The sequence below is a fragment of the Marinobacter iranensis genome, assembly GCF_029207565.1.
GTDB lineage: Bacteria > Pseudomonadota > Gammaproteobacteria > Pseudomonadales > Oleiphilaceae > Marinobacter > Marinobacter iranensis.
The window spans coordinates 35,557-51,604 of sequence record NZ_JANCMW010000016.1; the positions used below are offsets into that span (position 1 = coordinate 35,557).

Genomic DNA, 16,048 nt, shown 5'->3' on the forward strand with positions numbered 1-16,048 from the left:
AGCTATAATCCGTTAACGGGCCTCGGCGTCATCTTTGGAACTGAACAAGGAGCCAGCTCATGAGCAACCCTGTAATTGCAGACAACAAGCCAAAGAAAGTGTCGCTGAAAAAGGGCAAGGAGTACCTGTTCTGCGTCTGCGGCCGCTCCAATGACCAGCCTTTCTGTGACGGTTCGCATGCCGATACGGATCTCACTCCCAAAAGCTTTACTCCCGAAGAAGACGAGGAGGCTGTGCTGTGCCAGTGCAAACACACTCACGATGCCCCCTACTGCGACGGCACCCATAACCAGTTCAGCAAAGACCAGGTGGGAAAGGAAGGGCCCGACCAGAAGGGCGAAGCAAGCGAAAAAAGCGGGGTTTCGGATAAGCCCCCGGAGGCAAAGGCAACACAGGATGAACCAACCGTTGCGTTCATTCACCAGCTTGCCCGCGAAGGCCTCAGCGAAATGGGCCCGCATGGCCCCACAACGGCCATGGGCGTTCCCCGCCATACACTGCCCCATTGGGATGACTTGCAGCTCATGGTGGCCCAGTTGGCCACCAAACCGTTAATGGAAGACGCTGAAGTGGCCACTGAACTGGTCATCGGCCCGGAAGCGAAAAAGCCCCTGACCCTGAGTATGCCACTGTTCGTATCCGACATGAGCTTTGGGGCACTTTCCGAAGAGGCCAAGATCGCGCTGGCACGCGGTGCCGAGATGGCGGGCACCGGTATTTGCTCCGGCGAGGGCGGCATGCTGCCTGAGGAACAGCAGGAAAATTCCCGGTATTTCTATGAACTGGCCAGCGCAAAGTTCGGCTATGACGAAAAGCTGCTGGAAAAGATTCAGGCGTTCCACTTCAAGGGTGGTCAGGGCGCAAAAACGGGCACGGGCGGTCACCTGCCCGGCAACAAGAACACCGGCAAGATCTCGGAAGTGCGGGGCATCAAGGAGGGAGAGACGGTAACCTCTCCGCCCACCTTCGAGGATTTACGATCGGTGGAGGATTTCCAGCAATTCGCCAAACGGGTACGGGATATTACCGGTGGTATCCCTGTGGGCTTCAAGCTCAGCGCCAATCATATTGAACGGGATGTGCAGTTTGCCCTGGATGCCGGCGCGGATTACATCATCCTGGATGGCAGGGGTGGCGCCACCGGTGCCGCACCGGAAATTTTCAGGGACCACATCAGTGTGCCCACCATACCGGCCCTCGCCCGGGCGCGACGCTACCTGGATGACCACGGTGCCAGTGGCCGGGTTACCCTGATTGTCACCGGCGGCCTTCGGGTGCCGATTGATTTCGTCAAGGCCATGGCCTTGGGTGCTGACGGCGTTGCCATTGCCAACAGCGCTATTCAATCCATTGGATGTGTTGCCGCCCGGATCTGCAATACCAACAACTGCCCCGCCGGGGTGGCCACCCAGAGGAAAGACCTTAGGCAAAGGCTCAATGTGGATACGTCTTCCAAACAGCTGAAGAACTTCCTTGAGGCCTCGGTTTCGCTGATGCAGGTAATGGCCAGGGCCTGCGGCCACGACAGCCTCAGCCAGTTCAACAAGGAGGACCTGGCGACCTGGCACCGGGAGATGGCGCTGCTGAGCGGCGTTCGCTATGCGGGGCTGATGGACCCTTCCGCCTGAGGGGGAGCCTATAGCCTCAGTCCGCGTCTACAATTAGAATCAGCTGAAACGCCGTTACGATTCACCGGGCACATTTAAAGGAGATCACGATGACCATTCAGGACGAACTCAACGCAACAATTCAGAATCTGGTTCAACCGGGCAGGGGCATTCTGGCAGCGGATGAAAGCAACCCCACCATTGCCAAGCGCTTCAAGGCTGTTGGTGTTGAGTCCACGGAAGAGAACCGACGACAGTACCGTAGCTTGATTCTGGGAGCGCCCGGGCTGGGTGAATTTGTCAGTGGCGTGATCCTGTTTGAGGAAACCCTGGAGCAGCATGCGAACGATGGCACCTCCCTACCCTCACTGGCCGCAAACCAGGGCGTCGTTCCCGGTATTAAGGTGGATAAAGGCAAGGGCCCGATGGTGAATACGCCGGGCGATGAAATTACCGAAGGTCTGGATGGACTGGCTGACCGTCTTGAGCATTACAAAAAACTGGGTGCGCGCTTCGCCAAGTGGCGCAACGTCTATCACATTACTAATGTAAACCCGAGCCGCGCCGCCATTGAGGCAAATGCCGAAGTTCTGGCCCGGTATGCCGCCATTTGCCAGTCCTGCGGAGTGGTGCCTATTGTCGAGCCGGAAGTGCTGATCGACGGCGGCCATACCATCGAACGCAGTGCAGACGTCAACGAGGCCGTTATCAACGAAGTTTTCCAGGCCCTACGTCGTCATCGTGTGGAGCTGGAAACCATGATCCTCAAGCCCAGCATGGTCACTCCAGGCAATGCCATCGGTGAAAAGGCGAGCCCGGAAGAAGTTGCAGAGCACACCCTGCGGGTGTTCCGGCGCGTGGTGCCGGCGGCGGTTCCCGGTATCAATTTCCTTTCCGGCGGCCAGACACCCGAGGAAGCAACCCTGAACCTGAACGCCATGAACAGTGGCACTTCGCTGCCATGGATACTGAGCTTTTCTTACGGTCGGGCACTTCAGGAACCTGCCCAGAAAGCCTGGGCAGGCATATCCTCAAACCGCGATGCTGCGCGGGCCGCTCTCGTAAAACGGGCAAAACTGAATAGCCTTGCAACCCTGGGGCGCTATTCAGCGGATATGGAAGGCTGACCGGAAGAGCCAGCCTTCCGGCTTAACAACCCTCTGTGCAGCTCGCGCTGCCATCGAAGCTCATGGTTTTCCCGCTCAGGGGAACATGGACTGGCACTGAAGAGAGGCTGACGAACTGGCCGGTGCGCGTGTTTTCGCGCACCGCCCCCTTTTCCGTGGCGGCCTCATTGGCATGGGACGCGATGACGGCTTTCGGGCGAATGAGGTCATTGATCACGTAGGCTGCTTCTTTCGGTCCGGTGGTGAAGGTGTCGCCGATATTCATAACCACCAGCTCGGCGCCATAGTGTTCGTTGACCACCAGTTTCTGTTCGGCAGTGATACCGGTGTCCCCCGACAGATACACCACCAGCCCGTTGGAAAAGGTCAGCACATAGCCGGTGGGCGGCCCTACGCTGGCGCCCACCCCCGCCGCTTTAAGGTGTTCAGCCAATGGGCCGGTCAGGAATGAGGGGGAAACGCCGTTACTATGAACCGCAGGGACGGTAGCGATTGCCACACCACCAACCTCCCGCTCGCCACCAAAGCGCACAAGCAGGGAGTTTGCAGGATCACCACCGCCATCCTTCAGTTTGGCGGCAAAAAACGCGGGCATTTCACTGCCGGTGACGACCTTCGCCTTGTGTTTCAACGCGATATCCACGGTATTGGATTGCGGTAGTGTCGACACTCCAGTATCCGGAGACGCACAACTCCCCTGATTGGTCTCACGGATTCTTTGATCACCCACGTGGTCTCCGTGCATATGAGAGACCAGGACCACGTCGATATCGCCGAGCCGGGGATCGTCTGGTCCGGCGACGGTTCTGCCCGCATCGTACAGAATCCGGGTGCCATTCGGATCCTCGAACACCAGCGCCCGGTCACGGCTACAGAACTCGCCATCGTGGCTGCCAAGCGGTGTGACTTTGACGGCCTGCTCATTTGCCTGGGCCGGCATGGCCGCTGCCAGCAAAAGACATGCAGACGTCCCGGCGACCGCCAGGGCGTTACGGAAATAGACTTGTGACATGTTGTTCGTCCTCCCCACTCGTTTATTATTGGTACCCTTACAGATGCGCACGACAGCACCATTGATACCAGTGTAGTCAGCAAGGGGAATCAAAGGTAGGGAGAGGTAGTCAGGCTGCGCGGGATTCTGCAACCGTTGTCGGCTTCTCCAGGCAGGCCATCATGGGCACCACCTGGCGAATCTTGCGGGCTTCCGGCCACAGAGCTTCCGCCTCGGCAAATCCCTGGCGCAGGAAATTGAGCCATTGTTTAATGCGGCCGGTCACGTAACGGTCCTCCAGCCAGCCCTGCAGAACGGTGGCGTATTCACGAACCAGCGCCACGGCTTCCGGCCAGGTCATATCCGCTACTTCTACACCCTGCTGACTTGCCTTTATCTGCCGCGCCAGGTCCGGCCGCGCAATCAGGCCACGGCCGATCATCACATCGTCGCACCCGGACACATCACGGCATCGCCAGTAATCCGCTACGCTCCAGATCTCTCCATTTGCAATAATAGGGGTTTTCACCGCTTCCCGGGCCCGGGCAATTTCCTCCCAGTAGGCGGGCGGCTTGTAGCCATCCACTTTGCTACGAGCGTGAATAACAATCTCTTCTGCGCCGGCAGCTTCCAGTGCCTGCGCACAGGCGACACCCATTGACCGGTCGTCGTAGCCCAGGCGCATTTTTGCGGTAACCGGCACGTTCACGGGCACTGCCTGGCGCACCGCAGCCACTATCTCGTGCATCAGTTCCGGCTCGCGCATCAGCACGCAGCCGCCTTTGTGCTTGTTGACGGTTTTGGCCGGGCAGCCAAAGTTGATATCCACCTGGGTTGCGCCCAGTTCAGCGGCTTTCACACCATGGCGGGCCAACTGGTGAGGATCAGAGCCCAGCAATTGAACCGCCACGGGTGTACCCACCTCGGTCAGTGACTGGTTGTACAGCTCCGGGGCGTACTTGTAGAACACTCGCGGCGGCAGCATACCGTGGGTGACGCGAATGAATTCGGTAACACAGCGATCAATCCCACCGACTTTGGTCAGGGTTTCACGGATAGGTGCATCGACCAGCCCTTCCATCGGGGCGAGGATGATTCGCATGAGTGCTCCAGCAGAGATGAGGTCGTTCAGGTTAGAGCTGATCAAAAATCAGGCGAGGCGGATTGTAAGGAATTTGGCGGGAAGTTGGTAGCCGGGCATCCTGAAATCAGGATACCCGGCCGGGTTTTACGACGTTACTGACAGATTATGCCGGTACGTCAAAGCGGTCGCTGTTCATGACCTTGGCCCAGGCTGAGACGAAGTCCCGGACAAACTTCTCATGGTTGTCGTCTTGGGCATAAACCTCAGCATAGGAGCGCAGGATGGAGTGGGAACCGAACACCAGGTCTACCCGGGTAGCGGTCCACTTTTTCTGATCAGTCTTACGGTCGCGAACCTCGTAGAGATTCTCGCCCACCGACTTCCAGCTGTAGGACATGTCGGTCAGGTTGACGAAGAAATCGTTCGTCAGCTGGCCTTCCCGATCAGTGAACACGCCATGCTTGGTGCCACCGTGGTTGGTGCCCAGTACCCGCATACCACCGATCAGTACGGTCATCTGGGTTGCGGTCAGCCCCATCAGCTGAGCGCGATCCAGCAACAGCTCTTCCGGCTTGACCACGTAGTTCTGCTTCTGCCAGTTGCGGAAGCCATCGGCCACCGGTTCCAGAACATCAAACGACTCAGCGTCGGTCATCTCGTCAGTAGCATCACCACGGCCTTTCAGGAAAGGTACGTGTACCTCGTAGCCGGCGGCTTTCGCGGCTTTCTCGACACCGACACTCCCGCCCAGTACGATCACATCCGCGATGCTGGCACCAGTGTCAGCAGAGATCTGCTCATACACTGTCAATATCCTGGCCAGGCGCTCAGGCTCGTTACCCGCCCAGTCTTTCTGGGGAGCAAGGCGGATGCGGGCGCCGTTGGCACCACCGCGCAAATCCGACCCACGGAAGGTACGGGCGCTGTCCCAAGCGGTGCTGACCATGTCGCTGATGGACAGGCCTGCATCGGCAATCTTCTCTTTGACCACCTCTTCGATATAGTCAGTGGGGCCAGCAGGAATCGGATCCTGCCAGATCAGATCTTCATCCGGCACTTCCGGACCAATGTACCGGGATTTCGGCCCCATATCCCTGTGGGTCAGTTTGAACCAGGCACGAGCAAACGCATCCTGGAACCGCTCCGGATCCTTGCGGAAACCCTCCAGGATCTTGCGGTACGTCGGATCCACCTTCATGCCCATGTCGGCATCGGTCATGATCGGGTTGTGACGAATGGACGGATCGCTGGCGTCCACCGGCTTGTCTTCTTCCTTGATGTCCACCGGCTCCCACTGCGAGGCGCCGGCAGGGCTCTTCTTCTGCTCCCACTCGTGGTCCAGCAGCATGTCGAAGTAGCCCATATCGAACTTGGTCGGCTCGGTTGTCCAGGCACCCTCGATGCCCGAGGTAATGGCGTTGGACGCCCTGCCCTGCATGTTGGGGTTGTCCCAGCCAAGGCCCTGGCCGACGACATCTGACCCTTCCGGTTCGGCACCCAGGGCACCGGCATCGCCGTTGCCGTGACACTTGCCAACGGTGTGACCACCCACGGTCAGTGCCGCAGTCTCTTCATCGTCCATGGCCATCCGGGCGAAGGTTTCACGCACCTGGGCGGCGGTCTTCATGGGGTCGGGCTTACCATTGACACCTTCCGGGTTCACGTAGATCAGACCCATCTGTACGGCGGCCAATGGGTTTTCCATGGTTTCCGGCTTACCGACGTCTTCGTAGCGCTCATCAGAGGGCGCCAACCACTCTTTCTCGGCCCCCCAGTAAATGTCTTTTTCAGGGTGCCAGATATCTTCCCGGCCGAACGAGAAACCGAAGGTCTTGAGCCCCATGGATTCATAGGCAACGTTACCCGCCAGGATCATCAGGTCAGCCCAACTGATCTTGTTGCCATACTTTTTCTTGATTGGCCACAGCAAACGACGAGCCTTGTCCAGGCTCGCGTTGTCTGGCCAGGAAGCGATAGGGGCGAAGCGCTGGTTGCCGGAACCGCCGCCACCGCGGCCGTCGGCCATACGGTAGGTACCGGCAGAGTGCCAGGCCATACGGATCATGAAGCCGCCGTAGTGACCCCAGTCGGCCGGCCACCACTCCTGGCTGTCAGTCATAAGAGCATGCAGGTCCTGCTTGATAGCATCGAAGTCCAGCTTGCGGACTTCTTCCCGATAGTCGAAACCCTCGTCCATCGGGTTGGTTTTGCCATCGTGTTGATGGAGGATGTCGAGGTTGATGGATTCAGGCCACCAGCCGGTCACGCTCTGGCTGCTGGTCGTGTTGGCACCGTGCATGACCGGGCACTTTCCGCCTGAACTGTTGTTCTGGGTCATTTCTCTCTCCTGATTCGGTTTGGCAAAACGACACTACTTTTAAGTAAGCATCACTAACTATAGGACAAAAAATGTGCTCTGCTCTGAGTATTTATTATGTCCCGGATAGTGAATGCCTATCGGCTTTCCCGCAGGCCTCAACGGCCTTTTTCGGACCTATTGAGCGCAAGCAAGATTGCTTTAACGACTCAACGTTAACGCGAGGCAGGACGCTTAATACAATTAATTAAAAATAAAAACCTGAAAGCTTTTGCCAATAACAAGGGCAATGCAAACGCTTAAAGTCTTTCAATGGAGGTGAATTTTCCGGCATCGTCGAAAAAAATCCGGAAACTGCCGCGGATACCATCTTTGAGGTAGAAGCGGGAAAGGATACGGGCCGGGAAGCGGACAGAGCGTCCGTCCCGGGCCGTGGTGTGGACATCGGTGGCGGTGCCTTCGTAAAGCTTTATCCACTCATCAGGGCTGATGTCGACGTCCACAATTATCTGCTGCATTACATCCTGGCACTGGTAGGTCGGATTAGGCGCAGCCGTAATCCGACATGTTTGGTTGATATACTCGGCCTGCTTGTCGGATTACGCTGCGCTAATCCGACCTACCTGACTACGGGGAAGGTCTCGGCCTTTGTAGGTCGGATTAGCCAACGGCGTAATCCGACACCCATTTCCAGGTCTCAGTTCGCCAGTTCCAGCAGCAGGCGGTTCAGGCGGCTGACGTACGCGCCCGGGTCCTGAAGCTGCTCACCGCTGGCCAGGGTGGCCTGGTCCAACAGTACCGCTGACAGTTCCTTGAAGCGATCTTCGCCCTGCTCGTTCTCCAGGCGCTGCACCAGCGGGTGGTCCACGTTGATTTCAAAGATCGGCTTGCTGTCGGGAACTTTCTGGCCGGCCGCTTCCATGATTTTCTTCATCTGCGCGCCCATGTCAAAGTCACCCACCACCAGGCAGGCCGGTGAATCGGTCAGGCGGTTGGTCACACGCACTTCCTGTACCCGGTCGTTCAGGGCGGTCTTGATGCGCTCCAGCAGGTTCTTGTGCTCCTCGGCGGCCTCTTCCTTGTGCTTCTTGTCTTCCTCGGTTTCCACTTCACCAAGATCCAGGTCACCCCGGGCCACGTCCTGGAACTGCTTGCCGTCGTACTCGTTCAGGTAGCCCATCATCCACTCGTCGATCCGGTCAGAGAGGATCAGCACCTCAATGCCCTTCTTGCGGAACACCTCCAGGTGCGGACTACTCTTCGCGGCCATGAAGTTGTCGGCGGTGATGTAGTAAATCTTGCTCTGGCCTTCTTTCATGCGGCCGATATAGTCGTCCAGGGACACCGTCTGCGCCTGCTCACCGGTATGGGTGGAGGCAAAACGCAGCAGGCCACCGATTTTCTCGCGGTTGCTGAAATCTTCCGCCGGGCCTTCCTTCAAAACGGTACCGAACTCGTTCCAGAACTTCTGGTACTGCTCCGGCTCTTTCTTCGCCAGCTTGGAGAGCATGTCCAGAACCCGCTTGGTGACGGCGGTGCGGATGCTTTCAACGGTGCTGTCGTTCTGCAGGATCTCACGCGAGACGTTCAGTGACAGGTCGTTGGAGTCAATAACACCCTTGGTAAAGCGCAGGTACAGCGGAAGGAACTGCTCGGCGTCGTCCATAATGAACACACGCTGTACGTACAGCTTCAGACCACGGGGTGCTTCCCGGTTGTACAGGTCAAACGGTGCACGGCCGGGAATATACAGCAGGCTGGTGTAATCCAGCTTGCCTTCCACTCGGTTGTGGGACCAGGTCAGCGGGTCTTCAAAGTCGTGGGCGATGTGCTTGTAGAACTCCTTGTACTCCTCGTCCTTGATCTCGCTACGGGACAGGGTCCACAGGGCGGTGGCGTCGTTAACCGTTTCGTACTTGTCCTTCTCGCCCTCTTCCTCGGATTCGGACTTCATCACTACCGGGAAGGAAATGTGGTCGGAGTATTTCTTCACCAGGTTGCGCAGGCGGAAACCGTCGGCAAACTCCTTGGCGTCATCCTTCAGGTGCAGGACAATTTTCGTACCACGCTCATTCAGATCGGTGTTCTCGATGGTGAACTGACCGTCGCCCTTGGACTCCCAGTGCACACCTTCTTCAACCGGCGCACCGGCGCGGCGGGTAAACACTTCCACGGAATCAGCCACGATGAATGAGGAGTAGAAGCCCACACCAAACTGACCAATCAGCTTGCTGTCTTTCTTCTCGTCACCTGAAAGCTGCTTGAGAAACTCGGCGGTGCCGGACTTGGCGATGGTGCCCAGGTTCTGGATAACGTCGCCCCGGTTCATACCGATGCCGTTGTCGGTCAGGGTGACGGTGTTTTTCTCTGCGTCGTAATCCAGGCGGATTTTAAGTTCCGGGTCACTCTCAAACAGGCTGTCGTCTTTCAGCGCGGCGAAGCGGAGTTTGTCTTCGGCATCCGAGGCATTGGAAATCAGCTCACGAAGGAAGATTTCTTTGTTGGAATACAGGGAATGGATCATCAGGTTAAGCAGTTGCTTAACTTCGGTCTGAAAACCCAGGGTCTCTTTTTGCGATTCAACCGTCATGGCTTGTTTTGTCTCCTGCTGTTTTTTGCTTCGGTGGAGCGGCATGGGCACGAAGCCCTGTCCAAAACACGCTGTGAATACGTCCGTGTACGCTCGGCTCCGCCATCCATGGCTCCGCACGGTTTTGGACAGGGCTTCGCACCCACGCCACCCGACTGTTGAGTAATATCGATTCCTGCACGGAGCATGGGCGAGCAGTTGGGGATGGGTTTACGAAACCGTGCGGAGCCATGGATGGCGGAGCCCGAGCCGCACAGGGACGTCCCGAGGCGTGTTTCGTAAACCCATCCCCAACTGCTCGCCTGCACCAATGCCTGAGTTGTTAGAACCAGAAATGGGGTTAGACCGGGGCATTTCAACCCCGCACAGATGAATTCAGTCTTCCAGCAGGAAGTGCGCCCGCGCCGTGGCGATGGGCTGGGAGCGGGATTTTTGCCAAGCGGTGATCATCACGTTGGCCACGCGGTTGCCCTGGCGGGTGAGCTGGCACTCGGCGAAGGTTTCGCGGTTGAGGCCCGCGCGCAGGTAATCCAGGGAGAAATCCACGATGCGGGGCATGCGCAGGGTTTCCTGGGACATCATCAGGTAGATAACGGCAGACAGTTCCATGAAGCCACCAATCACCCCACCGTGAATGGCCGGAAGGATCGGGTTGCCGAGGTTCTCTTCCTTACTCGGCAAACGGAAAATCAGGTCGTCGCCGAAGCGGTCGCATTCCAGGCCGATAAATCGCGCGTAGGGAATGCTTTCCAGCATCCGTGAGAAATCACCGGTTTCCTGGGTGTAGCGGAGAATTTCCGGGTTGGTCATTCCTCGCCTCCGGTGATCAGATCGCGATAGGTCTTTGGCGTTGCTTCCTTACCGATCCGCATGAACGTACCCACGCAGTTGGCAATGGTCTCGCCTGGCTCCTGGAAAGCCTCACAGCGGGTGAAGATGATGTTGCGCGTGACTTTGTAGGCTTCGGCACGGGCGTATACCGGCTTGTGGGGCTCGGCCGGGCGCATGTAGTCCACCCGCAGGTCCAGGGTCGGGCATAGCTCGAAATCTTCCAGGGCGCACGTGGTCGCGGAGCCCGATGCTGTGTCCATCAACGTGGTGATGGCGCCACCGTGAATCACCCCCGTATCCGGATTGCCGATAATGCGGTCACTGTATGGCAGGCACAGAGTCAACTGCCCACCTTTAACCGTGGTGACGGTCAGGCCCAGTTCACGGCCCTGGTTAAGGGTATCGATAAAACGGCGAACCCGGTCCATCCTTATGGAATCTTTCATAACGTTTGGCTCGTCAGGTCAGCTTTGGGTTTCTTTATCGGCTTCTTTCCCGGCTTCCGCCTTTGGTAAAGGCTCCTCGAACACCTTGCCGGATCGCAGTGCCAGCAACGCATCAGAACGGAATTCACGGCGGTACAGGATGATCACAACCAGGGTGGAGGCACCGATGAACACCACGGGATGGATAAACCACGAGACCACAGCCAATGCATAATAGTAGGAGCGCAACCCAAGGTTGAAGGCATCCCCCGCCAGGTTGCAAACGTTTCCCGCACTTTTTGCGAACGCTTCCCTTGAAGCCGGGCTGGCCTTGGTGTCGGTGGTCAGCGGCGCACTGCCAATCAGCACTGACACGAAATTGTACATCCTCATGGACCAGGTGAACTTGAAGAAGGCGTAGATGAAAATAACCATCAACACGACCATTCTCATTTCCCAGATTTCCCGGCTGGGCAGGGTTCCGAATGGCATGGTGCTGAACACTTCCATCACCTCCTGAGTATAACCGAGAGCGGTGATGATACCGGCCAGGATCAGCAGACAACTGGAGGCAAAGAAAGCACCATTGCGTTCGAGGTTACCCACCACGGAGGCATCGGATATGCGGTTTTCCCGCCGAAGCATCACACGCATCCAATCTTCACGGTACAGATCCAGCGTATTGGAAAGGCAGGGGCGATCATTGGCCTTGCGCCTGGAATACTCGGAATAGCCCAGCCAGCAAATCAAAAACCAGACCAGCGCGATGAGTTCCAGATAATTGGCCATGAAGTCGTTCCGGATGCAGTAAAAAAACGGGAAAATAAGACCTCAATCATACCGCAAACCCCGCAAAACCTCCACACAACAAGCCCTTACGGGTAGTATCACAGCCACTCTCAAGGATATGGTATAAACATTCCAATGCGCCCAGAAAGGCAAACGCGGAGATTCGCCAGGGTTTGCCCATGGAATCAGACAAGGAGTTTATCGTGAATATTCACATTGGCTTTCGAACCCTTACCGCTCTTGTAGTGGCGGTTATCCTCTCCGGGTGTTCTGTTAACCCGGTCACCGGAGAAAAGCAGCTGTCCCTGATTCCTGAGAGCCAGGAGCTTTCCATTGGCAGCGAGCAATATAAGCCCACCCAGCAGACCCAGGGCGGCCAGTTTTACCTGGACCCGGAACTGAACCTTTATGTCAGCGAGGTGGGCCAGAAGCTGGCGAAAGTAAGTGACCGACCGGATCTGCCCTACGAATTCGTGGTGCTCAACAGCAGTGTTCCCAATGCCTGGGCGCTGCCTGGTGGCAAGATAGCCGTTAACCGCGGACTGTTGATGGAGCTGGAAGATGAGGCCCAACTGGCGTCTGTTCTTGGCCATGAAATTGTTCATGCCGCCGCCCGCCACAGCGTCCAGCGTATGCAGCAGGGAATGCTGATCAGCGCCGGCGTGGCCGGCCTGGGCTTCGCCCTGTCGGACAACGAATGGGCCGGGCTGATCATGGGTGGTGCCGCCATGGGCGCCCAGCTTGCCCTGGCACAGTACAGCCAGGGGGATGAGCTGGAGTCTGACCACTATGGCATCCGCTACATGAAGGAGGCCGGTTACGATCCCCAGGCGGCTGTGGAGCTTCAGAAAACCTTTGTCCGCCTGTCTGAGGGCCGTGAAACCAGCTTCGTCGAAGGCATGTTCGCCACCCATCCACCCTCGCAGAAGCGTGTTCGTGAGAATCAGGAACTGGTCAACAAGATTGGCGCCGGAGGTTATCGCGGCCGCGAGACCTATCAGGAGAAACTGTCGTTCCTGCGCAGCCGCCAGCCCGCCTACAATGCCTACGATGAAGCCATGAAGCTGGCCAGCGATGACAAACTGGACGAAGCCCTGGCCAAGGTCAACGAGGCCATCAGGGTGGAACCGGAGGAAGCCGCGTTCTACTCCCTGCGTGGTCGTATCTACAGGGCAAAGGATAATCTCAAGAAAGCCGAAGCGGACTTCGACAAGGCCACGTCACTCTACCCGGAGATGTTCACCTATCAGCTTCACAGCGGTCTGAATGCCCTGGCGTTGAATAACTACGATAAGGCCCGGGAGCGCCTGAACCAGGCCAACCAGGTGGTTCCGACCTCCATCGCCTATCTGCGGCTTGGAGACGTCGCTGTTCAGCAGGGTCGCCGGCAGGACGCCATTCAGTACTACAGCACTGCGGCGGAAGCCGAAGGCGAGGTTGCCCAGGAAGCAAAACAGAAGCTGGCTCAACTGACGCAGGAATAACGTCATCGTCCACATTGACTTTTAGAGCAATAACTCTAAAAATCGATGTACTTAAACAACAACCGGACGATTGCCATGCTTGCGAAACGTATCCAGCCGATGGTGTTTCAGGCCAGGCGGCTTTATGTGGAGCTGATGTTCCAGGTGATGGGGCGTGCGCTTCAGGCTGTCAGCGAGATTGACTCCGCTGTGCAGAATGAGGCGGATGCCCTGCCCGACGGCTTCCTGTTCGAGATGATGGTAATGCCGAACGGCCCCCGACTTATCGTTGAGCACACCGGCAACGGTCGTTTCCATTATCACGGTGACTCCGCACCCCGCCCGGTGGACCTGTCCATTCAGTTCAAGCATATCGCCCACGCCTTCCTGGTGCTTTCGTTCCAGGAGAAAACCTCCGAGGCTTTCGCCAATGACCGCATGCTGGTGGATGGCGATATCAGCTACGCCATCCGCATGACCCGCGTCCTCAACCGGCTTGAGACCTTCATCCTGCCCAAGCTGGTGGCAAAACGGGCGGTGAAGGAATACCCCTCGAACCTGCACCTGCCAGAGAAACTTCTCAGTGCGGCAAGAATTTACCTCAAGGTTGCAACCAATTTTGTCGAGACGGTGAGAGCATAATGACCAACCAATACTATGAGTTTTTCTGCCCGGTAAAAGTTATTGCCGGCAAAGCGGCCCTGGAACATATTCCTTACGAACTGACCGGGCTTGGTGCCAAGCGCCCGATGATTGTCACGGACAAGGGCGTTCGCGCCGCCGGTTTGCTTGACCCAGTAATCGCTGCCTGCGAGGAAAGCGGGTTGGAGATCGTCAGCATTTATGACGACGTGCCGCCGGATTCATCCACCGATGTGGTCAGGGACATTGCCGGCATCTACCGCAGCGAGAAGTGCGATTCCATCATTGCCGTTGGCGGTGGCTCCGCCATTGATACCGCCAAGGCGGTGAACATACTGGTTTCAGAAGGTGGCGACGACATCGCGGCCTATAGCGGCGCCGGTGTTATCAAGCACCCGCTGAAACCTTTCCTGGTGGTACCGACCACCGCCGGTACCGGCTCGGAAGTGACGTCTGTGGCGGTGATTACTGATACTGCCAAATCCGTGAAGCTGCCGTTTACTTCATCCTTCCTGCTACCCAACGCTGCGGTAATAGACCCGAGGATGACCCTGACACTGCCGCCTCACATCACGGCTGCAACCGCCATGGACGCCATGACCCACGCCACGGAAGCCTTCACCTGCATGGCCAAGAATCCACTCAGCGATGCCTACGCAACGGCGGCGATCAAAAAAATCAGCACGTCTTTGCTGCAAGTGATGGATAACCCGAAAGACAGTAATGGCCGGCTTGAACTGGCGCAAGCCTCCACCATGGCAGGCATTGCCTTTTCCAACTCCATGGTAGGCCTGGTTCACGCCCTGGGGCATGCCACCGGCGCCATCTGCCACCTGCCCCACGGCCTGTGTATGAGCCTGTATCTGCCTTATGTGCTGGAGTACAACCTGGAATCGATTCGCGCGCCGCTGGGCGAGCTTCTGCTCTACCTGGAGGGGCCCGAAGTCTATTCCGCCACACCGGCAAGCCGCCGCGCGGAAGCCAGCATTTCAGCCCTTCGCAAGCTTCGTGACGAGCTACACAAGCGTTGCAAACTGCCCCGCACTCTCAAGGAGACTGCCGGTGTTGAGGAACATCAACTCGACACTATCGCCGAACTGGCCATGGATGATGGCGCCATGATGTTCAACCCGAAAGAGGTCACACTGGAAGATGCCAAGGCAGTTCTGAAACGCGCTTGGGCCTGAGCGTCGAAACCTCTGCACCCGGCCCGGGACCGGGTGTGTGAGGCCTGTTTTGGGCTATGCGCTGATACCCAAAGCTACAAAACATTCCAATCAGATCATTGAAATCGGCATCGTAAAACGTGACAATTCTGTTTTCGCTGGCAGGGATGTAGCCGGGTTGGATTTCCTTCTTGAAACAGAGCCTCGCATCTATGCGCAACGCCTCATCCTGCTGGCAAATGTCATTTGCACTTGCGTCACTGGCGCTCCTGTCTTCTTCTCTTTTCGGATCAACCGCATTCGCCACTGAAGATGCTTCCCCTCAGGATGCTGAGCGCATTTTCCGGTTCAACGTCTCCCCGAATGGCTACCCGCCCTACCTGATCACAAAGGGTGAGGAACAGGCAGGCATTATGTGGGACGTGGTCGTCCTGATTGCGGATCGGTTGAACTACCGTGTTGTCCCCGAGAAGATACCCCGCAAACGTGTCGACCAGATGCTTATCGATGGCTACATTGACGGCACCACACGAGCCCGTGAATGGACGGACAACCCCGAGGATTTCGTCTTTACCGACCCAGTGGTTGACATCGAGGAAGTGCTGTTCATTCCAAAAGACTCTGACCTGGCATTCGAGGTGCCCGAGGACCTGTTTTCACGAACGCTGGTTACCCACCTGGGGTACCACTACCCGGCCCTTGAGCCGTATTTCGAGTCCGGTGACATCAAACGATTCGATGTATCCAGGGACAGGGACATGTTCAGATACGTGCTGCATGGAGACGACCTGGACGCAGCGATCGCGGACCGCCTGGTTGGCAAGTGGATTCTATTGAACGAGGGGCTCCAGAATGAATTCCGGGCCACATCCACGGAGCTGAGTGAATACGGTTTCAGGCTAATGCTGAGAAAGGATTGGGCGCCTTTTGCCAAATCTTTCAACCGGGAACTCAGGAAAATCCGGGAGAACGGAAAGCTGGACGAGATTCTCTCCAGCTACCGCTGACTCCCGAAA

General features: G+C 57.2%; 14 protein-coding genes. 6 read left to right on the forward strand and 8 right to left on the reverse strand.

The annotated features are described in order from the left end of the window. Positions 1-59 precede the first annotated feature (59 nt). A complete protein-coding gene (locus NLU14_RS19585) occupies positions 60-1,628 on the forward strand; it encodes a glutamate synthase-related protein (RefSeq protein ID WP_275709749.1) in 1,569 nt (522 codons plus the stop codon). Positions 1,629-1,717: 89 nt separating this feature from the next. Continuing rightward, positions 1,718-2,734 (forward strand): class I fructose-bisphosphate aldolase, encoded by a 1,017-nt coding sequence (locus tag NLU14_RS19590; protein ID WP_275709751.1) that lies wholly within the window; start codon positions 1,718-1,720, stop codon positions 2,732-2,734. A 22-nt stretch (positions 2,735-2,756) separates the two neighbouring features. On the opposite strand, the gene NLU14_RS19595 is transcribed toward NLU14_RS19590, so the two are convergent. From NLU14_RS19595 to NLU14_RS19630, 8 genes are all read right to left on the reverse strand, one after another. Next, entirely contained in the window at positions 2,757-3,746 is a 990-nt protein-coding gene (locus NLU14_RS19595) for an MBL fold metallo-hydrolase (protein WP_275709753.1), read from the reverse strand. Positions 3,747-3,855: 109 nt separating this feature from the next. Continuing rightward, complete coding sequence (locus tag NLU14_RS19600; RefSeq protein ID WP_275709755.1) at positions 3,856-4,827, reverse strand: tRNA dihydrouridine synthase; 972 nt, start codon at positions 4,825-4,827, stop codon at positions 3,856-3,858. Positions 4,828-4,972: 145 nt separating this feature from the next. Continuing rightward, positions 4,973-7,147, reverse strand: coding sequence for a catalase/peroxidase HPI (gene katG / locus NLU14_RS19605; RefSeq protein WP_275709757.1), 2,175 nt, complete (start codon positions 7,145-7,147; stop codon positions 4,973-4,975). A 278-nt stretch (positions 7,148-7,425) separates the two neighbouring features. After that, on the reverse strand, positions 7,426-7,644 hold the full coding sequence (locus NLU14_RS19610) for a DUF2835 domain-containing protein (RefSeq protein WP_275709759.1): 219 nt from the start codon (positions 7,642-7,644) through the stop codon (positions 7,426-7,428). Between the two features lie 179 nt (positions 7,645-7,823). Continuing rightward, a complete protein-coding gene (htpG, locus tag NLU14_RS19615) occupies positions 7,824-9,716 on the reverse strand; it encodes a molecular chaperone HtpG (RefSeq protein WP_275709761.1) in 1,893 nt (630 codons plus the stop codon). A gap of 375 nt (positions 9,717-10,091) precedes the next feature. Continuing rightward, on the reverse strand, positions 10,092-10,526 hold the full coding sequence (locus NLU14_RS19620) for a PaaI family thioesterase (RefSeq protein ID WP_275709763.1): 435 nt from the start codon (positions 10,524-10,526) through the stop codon (positions 10,092-10,094). Then, the gene (locus tag NLU14_RS19625) at positions 10,523-10,993 is read right to left on the reverse strand and encodes a PaaI family thioesterase (protein ID WP_275709765.1); all 471 of its coding nucleotides are present in this window, start codon (positions 10,991-10,993) and stop codon (positions 10,523-10,525) included. Before NLU14_RS19625 ends, NLU14_RS19620 begins: the two co-directional genes overlap by 4 nt. Before the next feature lie 18 nt (positions 10,994-11,011). Beyond that, positions 11,012-11,761: a DUF599 domain-containing protein gene (locus NLU14_RS19630; RefSeq protein ID WP_275709767.1), complete on the reverse strand. Its 750-nt coding sequence runs from the start codon at positions 11,759-11,761 to the stop codon at positions 11,012-11,014. Positions 11,762-11,940: 179 nt separating this feature from the next. Between NLU14_RS19630 and NLU14_RS19635 the strand changes: the two genes are divergently transcribed. The 4 genes from NLU14_RS19635 (at position 11,941) to NLU14_RS19650 (ending at position 16,039) form a co-directional block, all read left to right on the forward strand. Next, a complete protein-coding gene (locus NLU14_RS19635; RefSeq protein WP_275709769.1) occupies positions 11,941-13,245 on the forward strand; it encodes a M48 family metalloprotease in 1,305 nt (434 codons plus the stop codon). A 75-nt stretch (positions 13,246-13,320) separates the two neighbouring features. Then, complete coding sequence (locus tag NLU14_RS19640; RefSeq protein ID WP_275709771.1) at positions 13,321-13,866, forward strand: hypothetical protein; 546 nt, start codon at positions 13,321-13,323, stop codon at positions 13,864-13,866. After that, the gene (locus tag NLU14_RS19645) at positions 13,866-15,053 is read left to right on the forward strand and encodes an iron-containing alcohol dehydrogenase (protein WP_275709773.1); all 1,188 of its coding nucleotides are present in this window, start codon (positions 13,866-13,868) and stop codon (positions 15,051-15,053) included. Before NLU14_RS19640 ends, NLU14_RS19645 begins: the two co-directional genes overlap by 1 nt. 170 nt (positions 15,054-15,223) lie before the next feature. Beyond that, positions 15,224-16,039 carry a substrate-binding periplasmic protein gene (locus tag NLU14_RS19650; protein WP_275709775.1) on the forward strand — a complete coding sequence of 272 codons (816 nt, stop codon included), beginning with the start codon at positions 15,224-15,226 and terminating at the stop codon, positions 16,037-16,039. The last annotated feature ends 9 nt before the right edge of the window (positions 16,040-16,048 follow it).